20 protein-coding genes and 1 tRNA gene are annotated in these 18257 nt (G+C 59.7%); 13 read left to right on the top strand and 8 right to left on the bottom strand.

Features of this window, described 5'->3' with window-relative positions:
- The first annotated feature begins 1 nt into the window (after position 1).
- Complete coding sequence (locus SIC17_RS01425; RefSeq protein ID WP_412546178.1) at positions 2-589, top strand: DUF3299 domain-containing protein; 588 nt, start codon at positions 2-4, stop codon at positions 587-589.
- Positions 589-1098, top strand: a complete 510-nt coding sequence (locus SIC17_RS01420; RefSeq protein ID WP_412546177.1) for a PadR family transcriptional regulator — start codon at positions 589-591, stop codon at positions 1096-1098. Before SIC17_RS01425 ends, SIC17_RS01420 begins: the two co-directional genes overlap by 1 nt.
- Before the next feature lie 11 nt (positions 1099-1109).
- On the opposite strand, the gene SIC17_RS01415 is transcribed toward SIC17_RS01420, so the two are convergent.
- Entirely contained in the window at positions 1110-1475 is a 366-nt protein-coding gene (locus tag SIC17_RS01415; RefSeq protein WP_412546176.1) for a MerC domain-containing protein, read from the bottom strand.
- A gap of 105 nt (positions 1476-1580) precedes the next feature.
- Between SIC17_RS01415 and SIC17_RS01410 the strand changes: the two genes are divergently transcribed.
- Both SIC17_RS01410 and SIC17_RS01405 read left to right on the top strand, forming a co-directional pair.
- Positions 1581-2063 (top strand): ZrgA family zinc uptake protein, encoded by a 483-nt coding sequence (locus SIC17_RS01410; protein WP_412546175.1) that lies wholly within the window; start codon positions 1581-1583, stop codon positions 2061-2063.
- Between the two features lie 201 nt (positions 2064-2264).
- Entirely contained in the window at positions 2265-2660 is a 396-nt protein-coding gene (locus SIC17_RS01405) for a DUF3299 domain-containing protein (protein ID WP_412546174.1), read from the top strand.
- Positions 2661-2727: 67 nt separating this feature from the next.
- Here SIC17_RS01405 and SIC17_RS01400 read toward each other — a convergent pair whose 3' ends face one another.
- Positions 2728-3606 (bottom strand): family 16 glycosylhydrolase, encoded by an 879-nt coding sequence (locus SIC17_RS01400; protein ID WP_412546173.1) that lies wholly within the window; start codon positions 3604-3606, stop codon positions 2728-2730.
- A 157-nt stretch (positions 3607-3763) separates the two neighbouring features.
- Between SIC17_RS01400 and SIC17_RS01395 the strand changes: the two genes are divergently transcribed.
- Both SIC17_RS01395 and SIC17_RS01390 read left to right on the top strand, forming a co-directional pair.
- The gene (locus SIC17_RS01395) at positions 3764-5077 is read left to right on the top strand and encodes a M24 family metallopeptidase (RefSeq protein WP_412546172.1); all 1314 of its coding nucleotides are present in this window, start codon (positions 3764-3766) and stop codon (positions 5075-5077) included.
- 167 nt (positions 5078-5244) lie between these two features.
- Positions 5245-6621 (top strand): cytochrome P450, encoded by a 1377-nt coding sequence (locus SIC17_RS01390; RefSeq protein WP_412546171.1) that lies wholly within the window; start codon positions 5245-5247, stop codon positions 6619-6621.
- A gap of 26 nt (positions 6622-6647) precedes the next feature.
- On the opposite strand, the gene SIC17_RS01385 is transcribed toward SIC17_RS01390, so the two are convergent.
- The 4 genes from SIC17_RS01385 to SIC17_RS01370 all read right to left on the bottom strand — a co-directional run bounded on the left by SIC17_RS01385 (position 6648) and on the right by SIC17_RS01370 (position 10431).
- Entirely contained in the window at positions 6648-7604 is a 957-nt protein-coding gene (locus SIC17_RS01385) for an alpha/beta hydrolase (RefSeq protein WP_412546170.1), read from the bottom strand.
- Between the two features lie 293 nt (positions 7605-7897).
- A complete protein-coding gene (locus tag SIC17_RS01380) occupies positions 7898-8581 on the bottom strand; it encodes a bacteriorhodopsin-like (RefSeq protein WP_291895753.1) in 684 nt (227 codons plus the stop codon).
- Between the two features lie 414 nt (positions 8582-8995).
- Positions 8996-9085: transfer RNA gene (locus SIC17_RS01375), tRNA-OTHER, on the bottom strand.
- Between the two features lie 125 nt (positions 9086-9210).
- Positions 9211-10431, bottom strand: coding sequence for an acyl-CoA dehydrogenase (locus SIC17_RS01370; RefSeq protein ID WP_412546169.1), 1221 nt, complete (start codon positions 10429-10431; stop codon positions 9211-9213).
- Between the two features lie 269 nt (positions 10432-10700).
- Here SIC17_RS01370 and SIC17_RS01365 point away from each other — a divergent pair, with 269 nt between their 5' ends.
- Genes SIC17_RS01365 through ccmI form a run of 5 tightly spaced genes read left to right on the top strand, consistent with a single transcriptional unit; the run spans position 10701 to position 15545 of the window.
- On the top strand, positions 10701-11717 hold the full coding sequence (locus SIC17_RS01365) for a methyl-accepting chemotaxis protein (RefSeq protein ID WP_412546168.1): 1017 nt from the start codon (positions 10701-10703) through the stop codon (positions 11715-11717).
- Between the two features lie 60 nt (positions 11718-11777).
- Positions 11778-13748 carry a heme lyase CcmF/NrfE family subunit gene (locus SIC17_RS01360; protein ID WP_412546167.1) on the top strand — a complete coding sequence of 657 codons (1971 nt, stop codon included), beginning with the start codon at positions 11778-11780 and terminating at the stop codon, positions 13746-13748.
- A complete protein-coding gene (locus tag SIC17_RS01355; RefSeq protein WP_291895749.1) occupies positions 13745-14278 on the top strand; it encodes a DsbE family thiol:disulfide interchange protein in 534 nt (177 codons plus the stop codon). The genes SIC17_RS01360 and SIC17_RS01355 overlap by 4 nt, the downstream gene beginning before the upstream one ends.
- Positions 14275-14727 (top strand): cytochrome c-type biogenesis protein, encoded by a 453-nt coding sequence (locus tag SIC17_RS01350; protein WP_412546166.1) that lies wholly within the window; start codon positions 14275-14277, stop codon positions 14725-14727. The genes SIC17_RS01355 and SIC17_RS01350 overlap by 4 nt, the downstream gene beginning before the upstream one ends.
- Positions 14724-15545, top strand: a complete 822-nt coding sequence (gene ccmI / locus SIC17_RS01345) for a c-type cytochrome biogenesis protein CcmI (RefSeq protein WP_412546165.1) — start codon at positions 14724-14726, stop codon at positions 15543-15545. Before SIC17_RS01350 ends, ccmI begins: the two co-directional genes overlap by 4 nt.
- Here the strand turns inward: ccmI and SIC17_RS01340 are convergent.
- Positions 15542-15763, bottom strand: a complete 222-nt coding sequence (locus tag SIC17_RS01340) for a hypothetical protein (RefSeq protein ID WP_412546164.1) — start codon at positions 15761-15763, stop codon at positions 15542-15544. The two genes, ccmI and SIC17_RS01340, sit on opposite strands and share 4 nt — an antisense overlap.
- Positions 15764-15789: 26 nt before the next feature.
- Positions 15790-15981, bottom strand: coding sequence for a hypothetical protein (locus SIC17_RS01335; protein WP_412546163.1), 192 nt, complete (start codon positions 15979-15981; stop codon positions 15790-15792).
- Positions 15982-16059: 78 nt separating this feature from the next.
- Here SIC17_RS01335 and SIC17_RS01330 point away from each other — a divergent pair, with 78 nt between their 5' ends.
- On the top strand, positions 16060-16968 hold the full coding sequence (locus tag SIC17_RS01330; RefSeq protein ID WP_412546162.1) for an acyl-CoA desaturase: 909 nt from the start codon (positions 16060-16062) through the stop codon (positions 16966-16968).
- Positions 16969-17071: 103 nt separating this feature from the next.
- On the top strand, positions 17072-18247 hold the full coding sequence (locus SIC17_RS01325; protein WP_412546161.1) for an acyl-CoA dehydrogenase family protein: 1176 nt from the start codon (positions 17072-17074) through the stop codon (positions 18245-18247).
- The last annotated feature ends 10 nt before the right edge of the window (positions 18248-18257 follow it).

The following is an 18257-nucleotide window of genomic DNA, read 5'->3' as shown; positions in this document are numbered from 1 at the left end:
AATGCGGAACTGGATCCTGATTGCCGGTCTGGGAATTGGCCTTGCGGCCTGTAGCGGCGAAACCGAGACGGCCGAGACGGAAGTCGCCGAGACCGCTGTCGCCGAAGCACAGACGACGGAACGCTATCCGGTGCCTGACGCGCCCGAAGGTGTTTTGACCATCAACTGGGACGATCTTCTGCCGGAAGGCGAGATGGAGCTGATCCAGGAATTGTTCGAACGCACGGGGCTTGATTCCGGTATCGACCATTTCGGTGGGCAGATGACGCAGATCGGCACGTTCAATGTCGAGAATGAGCTGATCGGCGAGACCATCCGCATGCCGGGCTTTATCCTGCCGCTGGACTTCCAGGAAGGTGGCGAGATCAGCGAGTTTCTGTTGGTTCCATATTTTGGCGCCTGTGTTCACACCCCGCCGCCGCCGCCCAACCAGATTGTCTATGTCACCCTGGACGAGCCGATCGTGGTCGAGCGCATGTGGGACCCGGTCTGGGTAACGGGCGTGTTGTTGGCCGATCGTCACATGAACGAGCTGGGCAATGCGGCCTATACACTCCAGCTCATCAATCACGAGCCCTACGAGGTCTGATGCCCGCTTCCAGCTCATCCGACCAGCCGACCGAAATGGAAGGCATGGTGCTGGCGCTGCTTCATCGTGACGGCCCGTTGACCGCCTACGAGATCAAGGAAGTCTTCCGGGGCTCTCCTTCCTCCTTCTGGTCGGGTAGTGCAGGGGCGGTTTATCCGTTGGTCAAACGCCTGGAAGGCCGGGGCATTCTGTCTTCAAAGGATGTCAGCGAGACCAAGCGCCCCCGCCGGGAATTCTCGCTTACGGATCATGGCCGGGATCTGATGCGGTCCTGGTTGATGGATGTCGATCGTGCGATCGATATGGGATACGACCCGCTGCGCACGCGAATGCAGTTCGTCGGCATGCTGGAGGATGCGGACCGGGAAACGCTTTTTGCCTCGATCTCGGAAAGAATTCCCACACCGATACCGCCCGCTCCGGGCGTCGGCACGAGTGACTTGCACCGGCTCTGGCTTCAGGCCCGGCTCGACTGGTTCAACAGTTTCCGCAAGATTTTCAAACGCTAGGTCGCAAGGCCCTAGTGCTCGGCATGGCGCGCACGTGTGCGCATCCAGGAATTGAGATGCGCGGAGGCCAGGAAGACTGCGCCGATCGTTGTGATGACACGCTCCTGCACTTCGCTCATTTCGACCAGGGCGCCGGCAAACAACAGGGCCAACCCGCTTAGCGCCGCGAGGTACATCAGCGGTTTGCGCGTCACACCCGGCCAGCCGCTGGCCGCGATGACGGTGACCGCAAAGGCACTAATCGCTAGCAGGATGTGCACGCGTTCATCTTCCATCCATACGAGCGCGGGACTAATAGCGATAAGTACCGGGAGGCCGAGGCAGTGAACGAGGCAGAGGGCAGAAAGGCCGATACCGGCTGCATCGCTTGAGCGCATGAGGGACTCCCGAGTTAGGTATAGCTGGCCCGCAGGCTTGTGGTGGAGGTGTTATATGATAACATTTCGACGTGCTTCAAGGGTCTTGAACAACAGGATTTCAGAATGATTGGTTTTATTGTCGGCGCCGCCAGCCTCATCGCTCTCTCGCAGGGGCATGCCCATGTGCATGGTCACGCGGAACTCGCGCTTGCCCTGGACGGCGAGGGCGGCCTCTTCATCGAGTTCGAGACGCCGATGGACAATGTCTACGGATTTGAACGCGAGCCCCGCAATGATGCGGAACGCGCCCATATCGCCGAGGTGAATTCCGCCCTGGCAGCTGCATCGAACTGGATTGATCTGGGGCGCGCCAATTGCACGCTTGAAACCGCTGAGATCGAGCAGGAGAGCGATCACGGCCACGGCAGCCTGCACATCACTGTCACAGGCTCATGCGAACGTGATGACCGGATGAGCGTGGATCTGCAAGGTCTGTTTGACCGTTTTGCCGGTCTGGAGGAAGTTGAGCTGGTTGTCCTGTCGCCGAGCGTGCAGCAGGGTTTCGAACTCAGTCCCTCGCGTCCTTCCGTGCGTGTGGGGCGCTAGTCCGACCGCAAGGAAAGGCCCCGGAAATGTCCCTGTCCCGTCTCGTCGTTTTTTGCTGGCGCACTTGCGCTGACACCGCTTGCCCACACTCCGGCCCTGGCTCAGAACGAAGGGGCCGAGGACGCACGAGGCCAGGACACGGAGAGCAGTGTCCGTGGACCGCGTATCATCAACTGGGACGACCTGCTTCCGCAAGGCGAGATGGAAGAGATCGCGCGCCTTTATGCGCTCTCCCAGGCCAATACGAGCGTCGACCATTTCGGTGCACCCAGTACCCAGATCGGCACGTTCAACGTGGTCGAGGAGCTGATCGGGGAGACGGTGCGTCTGCCCGGTTTCATCCTTCCGCTGGACGCCCAGATCGCTGGCAATATCACCGAATTCCTGCTGGTTCCCTATGTTGGCGCCTGCGTGCACATGCCCCCGCCACCGCCCAACCAGATCGTCTATGTGCTCTCCGACACCCCGGTCCGCATGGAACGCCTGTGGGAACCCATCTGGGTGACCGGCCTTCTGACATCAGACCAGACCCATTCCAGCCTCGGCAGCACCGCCTACACGCTGGAACTCGATGGCACGGAGCCGTACGAGTATTGAGGGAGCAAACGGAGCGTATCCATGCCGCTCGCCCTGAATGGTTGTTGAGCAGACAGGCGCGAGTTGGCTATTTGACCGTCTCATCTGCTTGCGTCACCCGTACCCAGTCGATCTGTATTGCCGTGCCATGTTCGGCGATATGATCGGCGGATGATTGCGGCAAACCGTAAAGCGGGCTCTTAATGCCGTTTGTCTTGGCCGGATAGACGCCGCCGATCGCGAGGTTGAGGATCAGGTGTTTGGGGGTATCGAACCGCCATTCGCCATACGCTTCGACCATCGTTCTTGTGGCGCGGTAGACAAGGCGGTCATCCACGAGAAACTCGACTGAATTGCTTGTCCATTCAACGGCGTAGACATGCCAGGAGGTCACGTCTTCACCGGCTGGGAAAAAATACTTGTTCACGATCGGGGTATCGCCGGAGTATCCCGGGCCATGCAGCGCCACACCGACCCAGTCCGGCTCTCCCACATATTCCATGATGTCGATCTCGCCGGTCTCCGGCCATTCGCCATTGCCGAGCATCCAGAAGGCGGGCCAGACGCCTTCAAGATCCGGCAGTCGCATCCGGGCCTCTACGCGGCCATGGGTGATCTCGAACTTGTCCTGTGAATTGATCCGACCGGAGACGAAATGGGCGGTCCGGCCGGCGGGTGTCACGAAACCGTCCGGGCGGTACAAGGCGCGCAATTCGAGCACGCCGCCCGTGGCGCCCTCGATTGTGCCATCTGGCAGGATCCGGATGGTTTCAGGATCGTCGATATAGGCTTGCAGTTCGTCGTTCACCCAGAAGCCGGGCCCGCAGACATTCCAGGTTTCACGGTCCAGAGACGGGGCGTTGAATTCATCGGCGAATACGACAATCCGTTTCGCGTTCTTCGAGGTCTTCGCCTTGCCGGCCGCGTTTATGGCTGGCGAAGCGGTCGCTCCAGTGGGTTTTGTCATCGCAGGGCCTCGTGTCCGGTATCAAGCTCGATGGGGCAGAGCGCACGGTTATCATGGCCACCAGAAGCAGGCGAGCAAGGAGCTGAACCAAAAAAATAGGCAGGCAACGTTTTCCCAGTTCATCGACTCCGTCTGCAAGCTGCGTTAAGCAAATGGCATGTTCATGATCCGCTCAGGCGCCTGGCTCGCCGTGTTTGTCGGGACGGCCTTGTCCCTGTTTGCAACTCTGGCGGCGACGTCCGCGGCACAGTTCGAGGAGGTTGAGGCGGGTCTCCCTGAAGCGCCCGAAATCCTGCCCTTGCGCGAACAGGTGCCGTTGATTGACGGGATAATCGCCGAGCGGCTTGATCTGGTGATTCCGCAAATCATGCGCGAGAATAATGTCTCGATGTGGTTGTTGATGGCGCGGGAGTATTTCGAAGAACCGGTCATCGAGAGCATGCTGGACGCCCGCAGCATGGCCGCGCGCCGGCGCACAATCCTGATCTTCTTTGATCCGGGTGAGGGACAGCCGATCGAGCGCCTGACCGTGTCACGTTATGGGCTGGCGGGCCTGTTCGAGCCATCCTGGGACCCGGCGGAGCAGCCGGATCAATGGCGGGCGGTCGCAGATATTATCGCCGCGCGCGACCCGGCCAGCATCGCCATCAATTACTCTGACCTGTCCGCCTTTGGCGATGGCATGACGCTGAGCCAGTACCGGCTGATGATGGCCGCCCTGCCGGAGCGTTTCCACGACCGCATCACCTCCGGTGAAACCCTGGCCGTCCGGTGGCTGGAGACCCGAACACCGCGCGAGATGGCGATTTATCCGGACATCGTCCGCACCGCGCACTGGATCATGTCGCGGGCCTTTTCCACGGCGGTCATCGAGCCGGGCGTGACCACCGCCGATGATGTGGTCTGGTGGTATCGCGAGGAGTTGTCACGCCTGGGAATCCAGCCCTGGTTCCACCCGTCGGTCGGCATCCAGCGCGCTGGTCAGGACGGCATGCTGTACGGCGATACCGTAATCCAGCCAGGCGATCTGCTGTGGACCGACTTTGGCATTACCTATCTCCGGCTCAACACCGACACCCAGCACCTAGCTTATGTGCTTCGGGAGGGGGAGACAGCCGCACCCCAGGGGCTGGTCGACGGCCTGGCGGCGTCTAATCGCGTTCAGGACATACTGCGCGAGCACATGCAGGTCGGCCTGACCGGCAACGAGATCCTGGCCCGGGCCCGTGCCCAGGCCATCGCGGAGGGAATCAATCCTTCGATCTACAGCCACCCGATCGGGCTGCATGGCCATGGTGCAGGCACGGCCATTGGGTTCTGGGACAACCAGAACGGTGATCCGCGCAGCGAATATCCCCTGTATGCGGACACCGCCTGGTCGATCGAGCTGACGACATTTGGCGAGGTGCCTGAATGGGACGGCCAGATCGTCGACTTTCGGACCGAGGAAGACGCCTTCTTCGATGGCTAGTCCGTGCGTTTTCTCGATGGACGACAGACCGAGCTCATCCTGATCAGTTCGGACGCGAGCCCCGCTCAATAAATTTGCGGTCCACCGCGAATTGGCACTTGTCAGACCGGGCCAACGGCTCCACCTTGGTTAAGTGAACGGCGTTCATTAACTAGTCGGAGGCGGCCATGCAGCTGGTCAGTGATGTCATCCTGGAAGACCGGGCCCAACTCGCTCCCACCCATGAAGCGGTCTATCCCAGCCTGTCCGGATTCGAGTTGTGGGATCCAAATGCCTGGACGTCCGGACATCCGCACGAATTTTTCAGGCAGATGCGCGAGACCGCGCCGGTCATGTGGTCAAAGGCCGACGCCAAGCGCGCGGGCTTCTGGTCGGTAACCCGTTACGAAGACATCAAGACCGTGGAGCTGGCCTCTGATGTGTTCTCCTCCGAGCGCGGCAGCATCAACATGTTTGTCATGCCGCGCCGCGAGTGGAAGCCGAAAAAACTCATTCCCGCCGCCTTCAACTCGATCATCAATCTGGACCAGCCGCACCACATGGAAATGCGGATCCAGCAGAAGGACTATTTCATTCCCCGTTTCGTCGCTGAGCTGTCCCAGCGGGTCGAGGCGAAAGTGGACCAGCTGCTCGATGACATGGAGCGACAGGGCCCCGTGGTCGACTTTGTCAGCCTGTTCTCGCAGGAACTGCCCCTGTTCACTCTGTGCGAAATGCTCGGCGTGGACGAGGTGGACCGTCCCAAGATCATCAAGTGGATGCATTATCTCGAGCTGGCCAACCAGTATTTCGTCAGCCCCTGGCCGCTGTTGACGCGCCGCCCCTGGTTCCCGCTCAAATTCTTCCACTATGTCAACCAGATGTTTGACTATGGCGAGCGCGTCATGGCCGACCGCCGGGAAAACCCGCGCCAGGACCTGATGACCGCGATCGCCAATACCCGCATGGCCGGCAAGCCCTTGCCGCAGGAATACCTGGACGGGTCCTGGTTGCTGATCATCTTTGCTGGCAATGACACGACACGGAACTCGCTCTCCGGCACCATCCGCCTGCTGACGCAATTCCCGGAACAACGTGCCCGGGTTCTGGCCGAGCCGGATCTTATCCCGCGCATGTCCCACGAGGCGATCCGCATGATCTCGCCGGTTCAGCACATGCGCCGGACGGCCCTTGAGGACACCGAGCTGAACGGACAGCGCATCGCCAAGGATGAAAAGGTCATCCTCTGGTACCCGGCGGCCAATCGCGATCCGGATACGTTTGCCAATCCGGATATGTTCGACCTCGACCGTGAGAATTTTGACCGGCATGTCGCCTTCGGCCATGGCCCCCACAAATGCCTCGGCCAGAAGATTGCGCTCATGCAATTGCAGACCGCTTTCCGGAAAATCCTGGAGCGCTTCCCTGACATTGCCTGGACCGGCAAGCAAAGCATCGCGCCCAATACGCTGGTGCATGGCGTATCAAGCCTGGAAGTGGCGCTTTACGGGCTGGGCAAGGCGCGTCCGAGCCAGGTAGCGGTCAAGGCTGTCGCGGCCGAATAGGCGAGATTCCCCGCAGCCGCTGGCGTTCAGCGCGTGCGCAGCCAGCTATCAAACTGGTCAAGCCACCCGTCTGCCGGAGTGCCGCGCTGATAGCTGCCAAAACCATGGCCTCCGGCCGCGTAATAGTGAAACTCGACTTCACCGCCACGTTCCTGCCAGTCCTCTACGAGCTGAAAGCCCTGTCCGGCAAAAAGCGTGTCGTCCGCGGCCAAGGCGCTGAAGAGGGGCGGTAATGTTTCGGGCAGCGCCATGTCCGTCATCGGCCCGTAGAGGTAACCCAGGAAAGCCGGAGCCGGGTCTGTTGCCTGCCGCGCCAGCCCGAGCGCCGTTATGGCGCCTGCCGAGAAGCCAACGATGCCGGTCCGTTCAGGATCCAGCCTCCATTCGTCCGCGTGGTCGTGCATCAGCTGCCAGGCTGCCACTGCATCGGATATCGCGACCGTCTCCCCGGAGGTTCGATCGAAGCTCTCGAACGGCAGCTGACCCGAAAACAGGGCGCGCATATGGTCCGAGAAGGCGGCTTCGTCTTCCGGCGTCGTCATGGTGCGGTATTTGAGGATGAAAACCGTATAGCCGCGCGCGACCAGATTTTCCGCAATGCGATAGCCTTCATTGTCGATGGAGACGAACTGGAAGCCACCGCCGGGTATCACGAGCAGGCTGATGCCATTGTCAAGATCCGGGGCGGGTCGCATCGGCAGGAGTGTCGGCCGATTGACATTTCGAATCCAGCGCTCTTCACCGAAGTCCGACCATATTTCGGTCGACCGTGTGATATCCACGGCGCCAGGCAAGGCGATCGCCTCGAGGTCGGTCTGGGCGGGCACTCTGCGGGTCATGGCGGACGTCTCCGGCGGCGTTTCCTGAATGGTGGTCATGCTGGCCGTCGCGGGAGCGTCAAGGAGTGTACTGGCGAGGATGAGCAGGCTGGTGACAAGACCGGGCATGGCAAAGCTGGGGCGGGCGTTGATCCTCAGGCGCATTGTCAATTTCCAAAATGGTTTTCGGTGCAGGTTGAACCGCAATTGATGCGCGCGTCTAGCCTGGGTCGGGCCTGCGCGCGGAGTTGTGCGGCTGCAGGGGCGGATCAATATCCGTCGCGAACCACAATGAAGTCGACGCTGTATTGATGTCGGATTGGGACGTCGCACACTCTGGATGGAGACCGCAATTTCGTCCACTTCGCGCCGCTATCCGACTGGATCGTTGAACGGTTGTTGGGTCCAGAGAAAAAAAACCGCCGGGGAAGGCCCCGGCGGTTTTGAAAGCGCAACAATCAGGCTTTGTGTTCGTCGCTCGTTGCCGCAGCCCAGATGACGACACCAAAGGCTATCTTGTTCACAAAGTCGGCGAGGTTGTAAACAAGGTTGAGTGTGCCGGCGTCACCTGCGCCAACATAGCCGACCACGAACCCGATGGGATAGATTGACCACCCGACGGTCACGATCAGACGCAGTGCCCCGAACGCTTTCTTGCTGGCCGCAGTGCCACTGGATGCATTGATCTGGCTGGCTTCCCCTACGAAGATTTCATAGATGATGTAGACCCATCCCAGCATGCCGATGATAAAGCCCGCCCACACGTTCATGGCGCCGGTTTCACCGAGATAGCCACCAATCAGCATCACCACCGAGGCGACTAAGAGTTTCCAGAACAAGGTCGACCTGACGACCGCGATCGCAGCGAGGATCAAATAGAACTCAACGATCTGCAGAGGGACGGTGAGGAGCCAATCGACATAGCGGAACACTGTCGGGCTCTCGCCTGTTTCCGCCCACACGCCGCGCATGTAGAAGTAGTGCAAAGCGGCGATGCCCGTGACCATGGCTGCGACAGTGAGCGAAGTTTTCCACTTGCCCACCGCTCGATCGCGCTCGACATAGAAGAAATAGGTAGCGGCCAACATTGCCGCTGAAATAATCCAGAAAGAAACACCTACATAATCGGAAGGATCCAGCATGATCTGTTCTCCTTTTTTGCTTTCCCGGTATGTCCAAACCGTGGTTGCGAAAACCCGGTATGTACAGATCGTAGTTGCGAAAACCCGGTATGTACAGATCGTAGTTGCGAAAACCTGTCCCGGAAAAATTCCGAGAACCCGAGAGTACACATTACCCGAAGGCGAATTTTGTTACGCCAACAGTGTTTGAGTGAACATTTGTGTCCGCTCTACACCCTCCCCGGAAGTTTTAATATTTACGTGCTTCGTCAAGAGTTCACTTCGTTTTGCTGCGCCGCAAAATCGAAAATGCTCAGCTGAGACAGGTCTGACGGGAGGGCGGAAAACGATGTTGCGATGCGGTAAACTGACCGCTTATCGTGCCGTCACAATGCGTTTCCGCGGCAGAAACACGTCTAATTTCACGAAAAAAAGTGGCGGACAGGATGGGATTCGAACCCACGAGACGGGGACACCGCCTACTCCCTTAGCAGGGAGCGCCTTCAGCCACTCGGCCACCTGTCCACCTCCGGGTTTAAATGGCTCGGCCTGCGGCTTCAAGTACAAGCTGCGGCTTAATCAGCATCTTCTGCAGCAACCAACAAAAAAGGCGCCCCGGGGAGCGCCTTTCTTCAAAGATTTTGCGGGCCCTAGAAAAAGGCCTGCAGGCCGGTCTGGGCGCGGCCGAGGATGAGGGCGTGTACGTCATGCGCGCCTTCATAGGTATTGACCGTCTCCAGATTGACCATGTGGCGCATGATCTGGAATTCCTCGGAGATGCCGTTGCCGCCGTGCATGTCGCGGGACATGCGAGCGATGTCGAGGGCCTTGCCGCAATTGTTGCGCTTCATGATGGAGATCATCTCCGGCGCAGCCTTGGCCTCGTCCATCAGGCGACCCACGCGCAGCGAGCCTTGCAGGCCCAGCGTGATCTCGGTTTGCATGTCAGCCAGCTTCTTCTGGAACAATTGTGTCTGTGCCAGCGGCTTGCCGAATTGGTGGCGGTCCAGGCCGTACTGGCGTGCCGCATGCCAGCAGAATTCCGCGGCGCCCATGGCGCCCCAGGAAATGCCGTAGCGCGCGCGGTTGAGACAGCCGAACGGGCCCTTGAGACCGGAGACATTCGGCAGCAGCGCGTCTTCACCGACTTCGACATTGTCCATGACGATTTCACCGGTGATAGAGGCACGCAGCGAGAGCTTGCCGCCAATTTTCGGTGCGGACAGGCCTTTCATGCCCTTGTCGAGGATAAAGCCGCGGATCTTTCCGTCATGCGCCTCGGACTTGGCCCAGACGACAAAGACGTCAGCGATCGGAGAATTGGAGATCCACATTTTCGAACCGGTCAGGCGATAACCGCCCTCGGTCTTGACCGCGCGTGTTTTCATGCCGGCCGGGTCGGAGCCGGCATCCGGTTCGGTCAGGCCGAAACAGCCGATCCATTCGCCGCTGGCGAGTTTCGGCAAGTATTTCTTGCGCTGTTCCTCGGTGCCGTAGGCATAGATCGGATACATGACCAGGGAGGACTGCACGGACATCATGGAGCGATAGCCACTGTCCACGCGCTCGACTTCGCGAGCGACCAGACCGTACGCCACATAACCCAGCCCGGCACCGCCATATTCTTCCGGTACAGTGCAGCCCAGCAGGCCGAGCTCGCCCATTTCGGTGAAAATCGCGGGATCTGTTACCTCGTCGCGATAGGCGTCGATCACACGCGGTTGCAGCTTGTCCTGTGCATAGGCACGGGCCGCATCACGGACCATGCGCTCGTCTTCTGTCAGCTGATCATCAAGGAAAAACGGGTCTTCCCAGTCAAAGGATGACAGATCCGGTGCGTCCTTGGCTTTGAGCGGGCTCATCTCGTTCATGGCGTCTACTTCGTCCTTTTCCCAAATGCGGCCGATCGCATTTTGCCGACAGGTATCGGAGTCTTGGGTTTCGAAAACAAGTCTTGTGTGCGGTTTGCGCTAACCCGCATGTTGCGGGGCGCAGTTTTCACGGTGTGAGCCTACTATACACGTCATACGCCCCAACAAATGACCATTTTTCACCCCGGGTTTGCACCTCAGGTCAGTTCGGTGTTTGCTCAATCAAACCGGTGGTCCCGACTAGGGGCTGGTTGCATGAGGGGTACGCCATGGAACAAAGGCTGAAGCAATTGATGCAGGGCCTTCTGATCCCGGCACTTTTCATCATTGTTGCCTGCGCGCCTGCTGTCGGCGAGCAGGAGGTTGTCGATGTTGTCATGCTTGATATCGATCTGGTGGTCTCCAACATCGCCGAGCGGGAGAAGGCTGTTCGCGAGAGCGAGCACAAGGCCAAGGCCGATGCGTTCGAGAATTCCATCGGTTCGATCGCAACGGTTTTGTCTCAATCAGCTGGCGTGCTGGGAACAGCCGCCAACGGGTTGGAAAGCCAGTCCTCCGAATCAATGGATCGCTCCTCGCTGGTGGCTTCCGCCGCGCAGGAGGTGTCGGCGACGGCGCAGAATGTGGCTGATGCCTCCGAGCAACTTACCGCCGCCATTCGTGAGATTTCGCACAAGTCTGCTGAAGCGGCCCGGATAGGCGGAGACGCGGCGGAGACCGCCAAAGTCGCTTCGACCACCATCCAGGATCTTTCTGACACTGCCTCGCGCATCGGTGAAGTGACACGGCTCATCGATGACATCGCTGAACAGACCAATCTGCTTGCCCTTAACGCTACGATCGAGGCGGCACGGGCCGGTGAGGCCGGCAAGGGGTTCGCTGTTGTCGCCACCGAGGTTAAACAGCTGGCCGAACAGACGGCGCGCGCAACGACCGACATCAATGCGCAGATCAATTCCATGCCGGATGTGGTCGCCAGTGCTGTCGACAGCATCCAGAACGTGACCACTTCCATCGACGCTGTGGAAGCCGCTTCGATCTCCATTAGTGCGGCGGTTGAGGAACAATCGGCTGCGACGCAGGAAATCACTCGTACCACCGGTCATACGGCCGAGAATGCGCGTCAGGTTTCTAGTGCCAATGCCGAAGTTCTACAGGCTGTCAGCTCGACGCGGGATCATGCTTGCGAAGTTGTGAACGTCTCCGGCGAGCTGACAGAACAGGCGGATGCCCTGCGTGACCAGACCCGCGATTTCCTCAAGGCGATGATGCAAAGCGCTGCCTAGCGCGCATGTGCGACAAGCCGACCGCTTGACCTTGGCGCCGGATCGTAACAAGTCCGGCGTATGATTGCAGAGCTCGGCCAGTTCCTCCTTATCCTCGTCCTGTGTGTCGCTGTACTTCAGGCGGGACTCTCCGCTGCGGGCCTGTACTTCAAGGACCCGGCAGTCTTTGGTTTCGCTCGCATGGGCGCCATTGTGCAGTTTGTCCTGACGCTCGGCGCTTTCGCAGCGCTTACCTGGTTGTTTGCGGTGTCGGACTTCAGCGCGCTGGTGGTGGCCGAGAATTCGCACACGGACAAGCCGTTCATCTACAAGATCACCGGCGTCTGGGGTAATCACGAGGGCTCGATGTTGCTCTGGGTGGTTATGCTCACGGGTTATACTGCGGCCCTGGCCTGGGCCAGCAAGGCTGTGGCCCCGCGCCTGATCACACTCACCTTCGCCGTACAAAGCGCGATCACAGCGCTGTTTGCGGCCTTTTTGCTCTTCACGTCAAACCCGTTCGCACGCCTCTGGCCATCGCCGGTTGATGGTCGGGATCTGAACCCCTTGCTCCAGGACCCCGGGCTCGCCTCCCATCCGCCCATGCTGTACGCGGGTTATGTCGGCTTCTCGATCACCTTTGCCTTTGCCGTCGCAGCCTTGATTGAGGGGCGCGCGGATGCGCGCTGGGCGCGGATCGTGCGGCCCTGGGCGCTGACGGCCTGGACCTTCCTCACCATCGGTATCGCGCTGGGCGCGAGCTGGGCCTATTACGAGCTGGGCTGGGGCGGTTGGTGGGCCTGGGACCCGGTCGAGAACGCCTCGCTCCTGCCGTGGCTGGCGGGCACCGCCTTCATCCACTCCCTGCGGGTGATGGAGAAGCGCGACACGCTGAAAGCCTGGACCATATTGCTGGCGCTGTTCACATTCTCGCTGAGTCTGGCTGGGACCTTCCTGGTCCGCTCCGGTGTGTTGACATCGGTGCACGCCTTTGCCGTGGATCCGGAGCGCGGCGTCTTCATTCTGGCGATCCTGCTCGGCCTGATCGGCGGCGCGCTGACCCTGTTCGGCTTCCGCGCGAATACACTCCGCCCGACCGGTACATTTGCCATGGTCAGTCGCGAAAGCAGCCTGCTGGTCAACAATATCTTCTTCGCCGCCGCGATCGGCCTGGTGTTCTACGGCACTTTCTATCCGCTCTTCATCACGACGGTGAGCGACGAGACGCTGACGATTGGTGCGCCGTTCTACAACGCGACCTTCAACCCGCTCATGGGGCTGCTCTTCCTGGCGGTTCCGATCAGCGGGCTGATGGCGTGGAAGCGAGCGAAGCTGGGACAATTGCTCAAGACGCTTTCGCCCGCGGTCATTGCCGCCCTGACAGCTGGTGTCATCGCGGCCTGGATGGCCAATGCTCAGCCTGTGACAAGTGCACTTGGCGTGGGGCTGGGTATCTGGGTCGGGGCAGGAGTGCTGTCCGACCTGCGGTCACGCACAAAGCTGTTCGAGACGGATTTCGCGGCCAGCATGCGCCGCGCCGCCAGTCTGCCGCTGGGCATCTGGGGCATGCTGGTCTCGCATCTGGGACTGGCGGTGCTGATTATCGCCATCACCGGTGTTTCGGTCTGGAAACAGGAAACGCGCGCTTTCCTTGAACCGGGACAGGCAATCACCCTGGGTGGCCACACAATCACCCTGGTGGATGTGGTCCGCCTGGACGAGGATAATTTCAATGCTGCCGTTGGGCGTTTCGACGTGACGCGCGCCGGTGGCAGCGAGCACGAGATCATCGCTTCGCGGCGTTTCTATCCGGTGCGAGGCATGTACACGACCGAGAGTGGTATCGACGCCAACCTTGCCGGCGATGTCTATGTCACCATCGGTGATCCGGTTGAGGGGCGTGGCTGGCCGGTCCATGTCTATCTTTATCCGCTGGCCGTCTGGTTGTGGATCGGTTCTGTCATCCTGTCCCTGGGCGGGTTGCTGGCCATTCTCGACCGCGGTCGACGCAGCCTGTCCGCGTGCAAGTCATCGAAAGGCCAGGCCACATGAACCGTTTCTTTGCCTTCATCCCGCTGATCGCCTTTGCGGGCATGGCTGTCTATTTCTGGATGGGGCTTCGCCAGGATCCCAGCGCGATCCCGTCTCAGCTGATCGATGAACCCGTTCCCGTCTTCGAGCTCGAGCCTATCCGGGGCTTCGACCAGGGGCTGAGCCATGCAGACCTGGAAGGCGAGGTCGTGCTGCTCAACTTTTTCGGATCCTGGTGTCCCCCTTGTCTGATCGAACATCCGATGCTGATGCAGATCGCGCGGTCGGGCGAGGTGCCGATCTACGCAATTGACTGGAAGGATGAGCCGGGGGCCGGGGCGGCCTGGCTTGAGCGTCACGGCAATCCGTTTGTGCGCATTGGCGATGACCAGTCCGGACGCACGGCTATTGATTTTGGCGTGACCGGCGCACCGGAGACCTTTGTCATCGACCGCGAGGGGCGTGTGCGCTATCGCCATGTTGGTGTGATCACGGAAGAGGTCTGGCAGGAGACACTCCTGCCCATGGTGGAGGCACTTAAACGCTCATGAAACCGCTTCTGATTGCCATATCATCATTTTTACTGGTCGCTGCGGCGCCGGGGCCAGACGAGATCATGGATGACCCTGCACTCGAACAACGCGCCATGTCGCTTTACGACCAGCTGCGATGCGTCGTCTGTCAAAGCCAGTCCATAGGCTCCTCCGATGCGCCTCTGGCCGTCGACATGCGCCTAGTTGTTCGCGAGCGCCTCCTCGCCGGCGATGATGATCGCGCGGTCCTCGGTTATATGCAGGAACGTTATGGCGATTATGTCCTGATGCGTCCGCCGCTTCAGGCCAACACGCTTTTGCTGTGGGGCATGCCCTTCATCTTTGTCATCGGTGGCGTGCTTCTGGCCTTCCGCTATGTACGCGCTCAGGACAAGCCTGGTGAAACCCTCTCAAAGACGGACCAAGCCAAGGCCGATGCCTTGATGAAAGAGGAGGGGTTGGAATGATCTGGTTGTTCATCGCCCTCTTGGCCAGTGGTGTCGCACTGGCGCTTGTCGTGCCCTTTATCACCACCCGCGAAGTGCGCTTTTCTGATGGCCTGGGCGTCTTCAATGGTCAACTGGCAGAGCTCCAGCGTGATCGCGAACTCGGCCTTATTGTTGAAGAAGAAGCGCGTCGAGCCGAGACCGAAATCAAGCGCCGGCTCTTGCGCGCGAGCGAGCAGGTCGAGGCAGAGGGGAGCCCGAACGACGCGCTGCGCCGGGCGGCCATCGCGTTCTGTACGCTGACCGTTGCCGGCGCTGTCGGGATCTATATGGCGATCGGCAGCCCACAACTGATCGGGCGGGAGGTGCCGCCGCAGCCCCAGCTGACGGCCGAACAACAGACCTTCCTGAATGAAGTGGATGCTCTGGCTGCAGACCTCATCGCAAATCCAGAGAACCCTGCCGGCTGGGCCGGTCTGGGGCAGGCTTACATGGCGATGGGACGATATGGCGAGGCGGCAATAGCGTTTAATAACGCGATCAGCCTCGTGCCGGACTCGGCGCCGTTGTTCGCCTCACTCGGCGAAGCCTATTTGTTCGGTGAAGGTGGTAATTTCACGCCGTCGGCGCGCGAGGCGTTCCAGCGTGCGCTCGAGCTCGATCCGACGGATGTCCGGTCACGCTTTTTCATTGCCGAGGCTGTATTACAGGCTGGCGAGCGCGATGCGGCAATTACCTTGTGGCGGGAACTGATCGCATCGATGGACGAGAATGATCCGGCGCGTGCCATGATCCAGACTCGTCTCGATGACTTGATGCCCGGTTCTGCTGAAAACTAGCCGAGCGCGCGTTCGGTCATTTCATCGACATCGGACGGTTTTTCGCCATCCGCACGAAGCCACGCGACAAATACTTCGATCTGGCGCTCGGCCTCGAGCACGTAGTGCTCTGGAACATTTGTGCGCTCTGCCAGTTCGGCGCGCACATTGGACGGACACATGGCGACGCCGCCAACGGCGACAACCATCGCTCCAAACGCGATCATTCCACTTCTCATCAACGCCTCCCCAGCCGTGAATCAAATCAAAAGTGTATGGTTACGAAACCGTAATGCGTTTTGATGGTCCATCCCGAGAAACGATAAATCGTGATTTTTTCTCTGAAAAATTGCTCGATGCGCAGATTTGGGCGCCAGTTTTGTTTGGACAGGGCGCTCAGGCCGCAGAGGGCGGTAAGCTTTTCCGTTTCAAAATGCGCTCTGCTCAACATGCTCATTGACGCGAGCTCAAAGCGGGTCAAATCTTCCAGTCAGAAAACACGACCGGTCGATTCAAAGTCAGAAAGTTCCGTCCAATGAATACATCCTCTCGCGTGGTTGCCCGCTCCGAGGCAATCGTCAAATCGTGGCAGACGCTTAACTGGGCGAGCGCTTTCTCGGCCTTTATCTACCCGGCGCTGGGTCTGGCGCTGCTGATCACCATGGTCGTTTTGGGCCTTGCTCTCGAGGGGCTGACCCTGCACTGGTGGTATGCGCCTGTCGCTATTGGTGTAACGGCTTTCACCATATTCCTGTGCAATATGGGGATCGGGCCGCTGCACCGGATCTGGCAGCACCGGGCAGGGGAAATCAAATGGCCGGCCCAGGTCGTTGTCATGTTCAACTGCATCCTGGCCATGCAGGGTTCCTTGCGTGACTGGGTGAATTATCACTCCCAGCATCACCGTTTTGCCGACAAGCCGGGCGATCCACACAATCCGTTCGAGAGCAAGACCTGGGCCTGGGTCGGCTGGATCCTGTTCCGTGACGAGAAGGACCTTGAGCGTCCGATGCCGATGTGGCTGAAGGAAAACAAGGTCGTTCTGTTCGGTGACCGTTTTCACATCACCCTGTCGCTGGTCATGCATTTCCTGGTGCCTGGCGTGATCTACGCCATTGTTGCCCTGTCCGGAGGTTCGCTGATCCTGACCGCTCTGCTGCACGCCTGTGTGATCATTGGTCGTGCCATCCAGTTCCATGCGACCGTGCTGGGAGTGAACGTCTATGGCCACCTCAAGACGCCGCTCTGGGTGGATTATCTGCTAGCACTGCTGACCGGTGGTGAAGCCCTGCATGACCATCACCACGAACACCCGCGCAGCGCCCTGCACCTGCCCAAAAAAGGCTTCTGGAACCGCGTCGTAGATTACAACGGCACATTTTTGCTGGTTCTTCGACGTCTGGGGCTTGCCAAAAACCTCGAAATCGCGCCTCAATTCAACTGATCCCGGTTTACGGGACGCCAGTTGGAGCCGGGAGAGCTCCACGTAACGAGTTGACGTGTGCGTAAACGTCACTGTGCCGATCACGGCCGATAAGGGGAGAGACATGTCTGACCTGGAAACCTTCCGCGCGGAAACCCGTGCGTGGCTGGAAGCCAATTGTCCTGAGGAAATGCGCCAGCCGCTAGGCTCGGAAGGCGATATCTGCTGGGGCGGAAAACGCTGGGAGTTCAAGAGCGAAGCCCAGAGGGTCTGGCTTCAGCGCATGGCCGAAAAAGGCTGGACCGTGCCCGAATGGCCGGTCGAATACGGTGGTGCTGGCCTGTCAAAGGAAGAGGCGAAGACCCTCAAGGCCGAAATGAAGGCCATAAAGGCGCGCTCACCGCTCAACTCTTTCGGTATCTGGATGCTTGGGCCGGCCTTGCTCAAATTCGGCAACGAAGAGCAGAAATTGGAGCATCTGCCCAAGATCGCCCGTGGCGAGATCCGCTGGGCCCAGGGCTATTCCGAACCCAATGCCGGTTCCGATCTCGCCTCGCTGATGACCAAGTGCGAGGACCAGGGCGATCACTACCTGGTCAATGGCCAGAAGATCTGGACGTCCTATGCGGATGAAAGCGACTGGATCTTTGTGCTGGTGCGCACGGATTTCGACGCCAAGAAACACGAAGGCATCAGCTTCGTCCTGATTGATATGAGTCAGGCTGGCGTGACCACCAAGCCGATCAAGCTGATCTCCGGCAAATCGCCTTTCTGTGAGACCTTCTTTGATGATGCGCGCTGCGAGAAACACAATCTTGTTGGCGAGAAGAACAAGGGCTGGACCATTGCCAAATACCTGCTCACGCATGAGCGCGAGATGATCGGTGGCATGGGGCAGGGCTCCGGTGGCATGCGTCCGATGGGCGATATCGCAGCACAGCAGATCGGCCTGGATGATCGCGGCATGCTGGCAGACCCTATCCTGCGTACCGATGTGGCGCGCGCCGAGATCGATGGTCTCGCTTTCCTCGCAACGATGGAACGTGTGACCGACGAGGCCAAGTCCGGCCAGGGCGTGGGCGCCAATTCCTCCATGCTCAAATACTACGGAACGGAGCTCAACAAGCGCCGTTTCGAACTGATGATGGACAGTTCCGGCAGCGACGGCCTGGCGTGGGGCGCCGAGCGTGATGTGGCGAGCCATTGGCTGAGGACCAAGGCGAACTCCATCGAGGGCGGCACCTCCGAGGTCCAGCTCAACATTATTTCAAAACGCATCTTGAACTTGCCGACGGCTTAAGCCGCGCTCT

Source organism: Maricaulis sp. MIT060901 (assembly GCF_047123815.1).
Lineage (GTDB): Bacteria > Pseudomonadota > Alphaproteobacteria > Caulobacterales > Maricaulaceae > Maricaulis.
This window is presented reverse-complemented; position numbering and strand designations above follow the sequence as displayed.

What these genes read in the sequence shown, in the direction of transcription:
- SIC17_RS01425 (WP_412546178.1), top strand. Translation starts at nt 2, where the DNA reads ATGCGGAACTGGATCCTGATTGCCGGTCTGGGAATTGGCCTTGCGGCC.
- SIC17_RS01420 (WP_412546177.1), top strand. Translation starts at nt 589, where the DNA reads ATGCCCGCTTCCAGCTCATCCGACCAGCCGACCGAAATGGAAGGCATG.
- SIC17_RS01415 (WP_412546176.1), bottom strand. Translation starts at nt 1,475, where the DNA reads ATGCGCTCAAGCGATGCAGCCGGTATCGGCCTTTCTGCCCTCTGCCTC.
- SIC17_RS01410 (WP_412546175.1), top strand. Translation starts at nt 1,581, where the DNA reads ATGATTGGTTTTATTGTCGGCGCCGCCAGCCTCATCGCTCTCTCGCAG.
- SIC17_RS01405 (WP_412546174.1), top strand. Translation starts at nt 2,265, where the DNA reads ATGGAAGAGATCGCGCGCCTTTATGCGCTCTCCCAGGCCAATACGAGC.
- SIC17_RS01400 (WP_412546173.1), bottom strand. Translation starts at nt 3,606, where the DNA reads ATGACAAAACCCACTGGAGCGACCGCTTCGCCAGCCATAAACGCGGCC.
- SIC17_RS01395 (WP_412546172.1), top strand. Translation starts at nt 3,764, where the DNA reads ATGTTCATGATCCGCTCAGGCGCCTGGCTCGCCGTGTTTGTCGGGACG.
- SIC17_RS01390 (WP_412546171.1), top strand. Translation starts at nt 5,245, where the DNA reads ATGCAGCTGGTCAGTGATGTCATCCTGGAAGACCGGGCCCAACTCGCT.
- SIC17_RS01385 (WP_412546170.1), bottom strand. Translation starts at nt 7,604, where the DNA reads ATGCGCCTGAGGATCAACGCCCGCCCCAGCTTTGCCATGCCCGGTCTT.
- SIC17_RS01380 (WP_291895753.1), bottom strand. Translation starts at nt 8,581, where the DNA reads ATGCTGGATCCTTCCGATTATGTAGGTGTTTCTTTCTGGATTATTTCA.
- SIC17_RS01370 (WP_412546169.1), bottom strand. Translation starts at nt 10,431, where the DNA reads ATGAACGAGATGAGCCCGCTCAAAGCCAAGGACGCACCGGATCTGTCA.
- SIC17_RS01365 (WP_412546168.1), top strand. Translation starts at nt 10,701, where the DNA reads ATGGAACAAAGGCTGAAGCAATTGATGCAGGGCCTTCTGATCCCGGCA.
- SIC17_RS01360 (WP_412546167.1), top strand. Translation starts at nt 11,778, where the DNA reads ATGATTGCAGAGCTCGGCCAGTTCCTCCTTATCCTCGTCCTGTGTGTC.
- SIC17_RS01355 (WP_291895749.1), top strand. Translation starts at nt 13,745, where the DNA reads ATGAACCGTTTCTTTGCCTTCATCCCGCTGATCGCCTTTGCGGGCATG.
- SIC17_RS01350 (WP_412546166.1), top strand. Translation starts at nt 14,275, where the DNA reads ATGAAACCGCTTCTGATTGCCATATCATCATTTTTACTGGTCGCTGCG.
- ccmI (WP_412546165.1), top strand. Translation starts at nt 14,724, where the DNA reads ATGATCTGGTTGTTCATCGCCCTCTTGGCCAGTGGTGTCGCACTGGCG.
- SIC17_RS01340 (WP_412546164.1), bottom strand. Translation starts at nt 15,763, where the DNA reads ATGAGAAGTGGAATGATCGCGTTTGGAGCGATGGTTGTCGCCGTTGGC.
- SIC17_RS01335 (WP_412546163.1), bottom strand. Translation starts at nt 15,981, where the DNA reads ATGAGCATGTTGAGCAGAGCGCATTTTGAAACGGAAAAGCTTACCGCC.
- SIC17_RS01330 (WP_412546162.1), top strand. Translation starts at nt 16,060, where the DNA reads ATGAATACATCCTCTCGCGTGGTTGCCCGCTCCGAGGCAATCGTCAAA.
- SIC17_RS01325 (WP_412546161.1), top strand. Translation starts at nt 17,072, where the DNA reads ATGTCTGACCTGGAAACCTTCCGCGCGGAAACCCGTGCGTGGCTGGAA.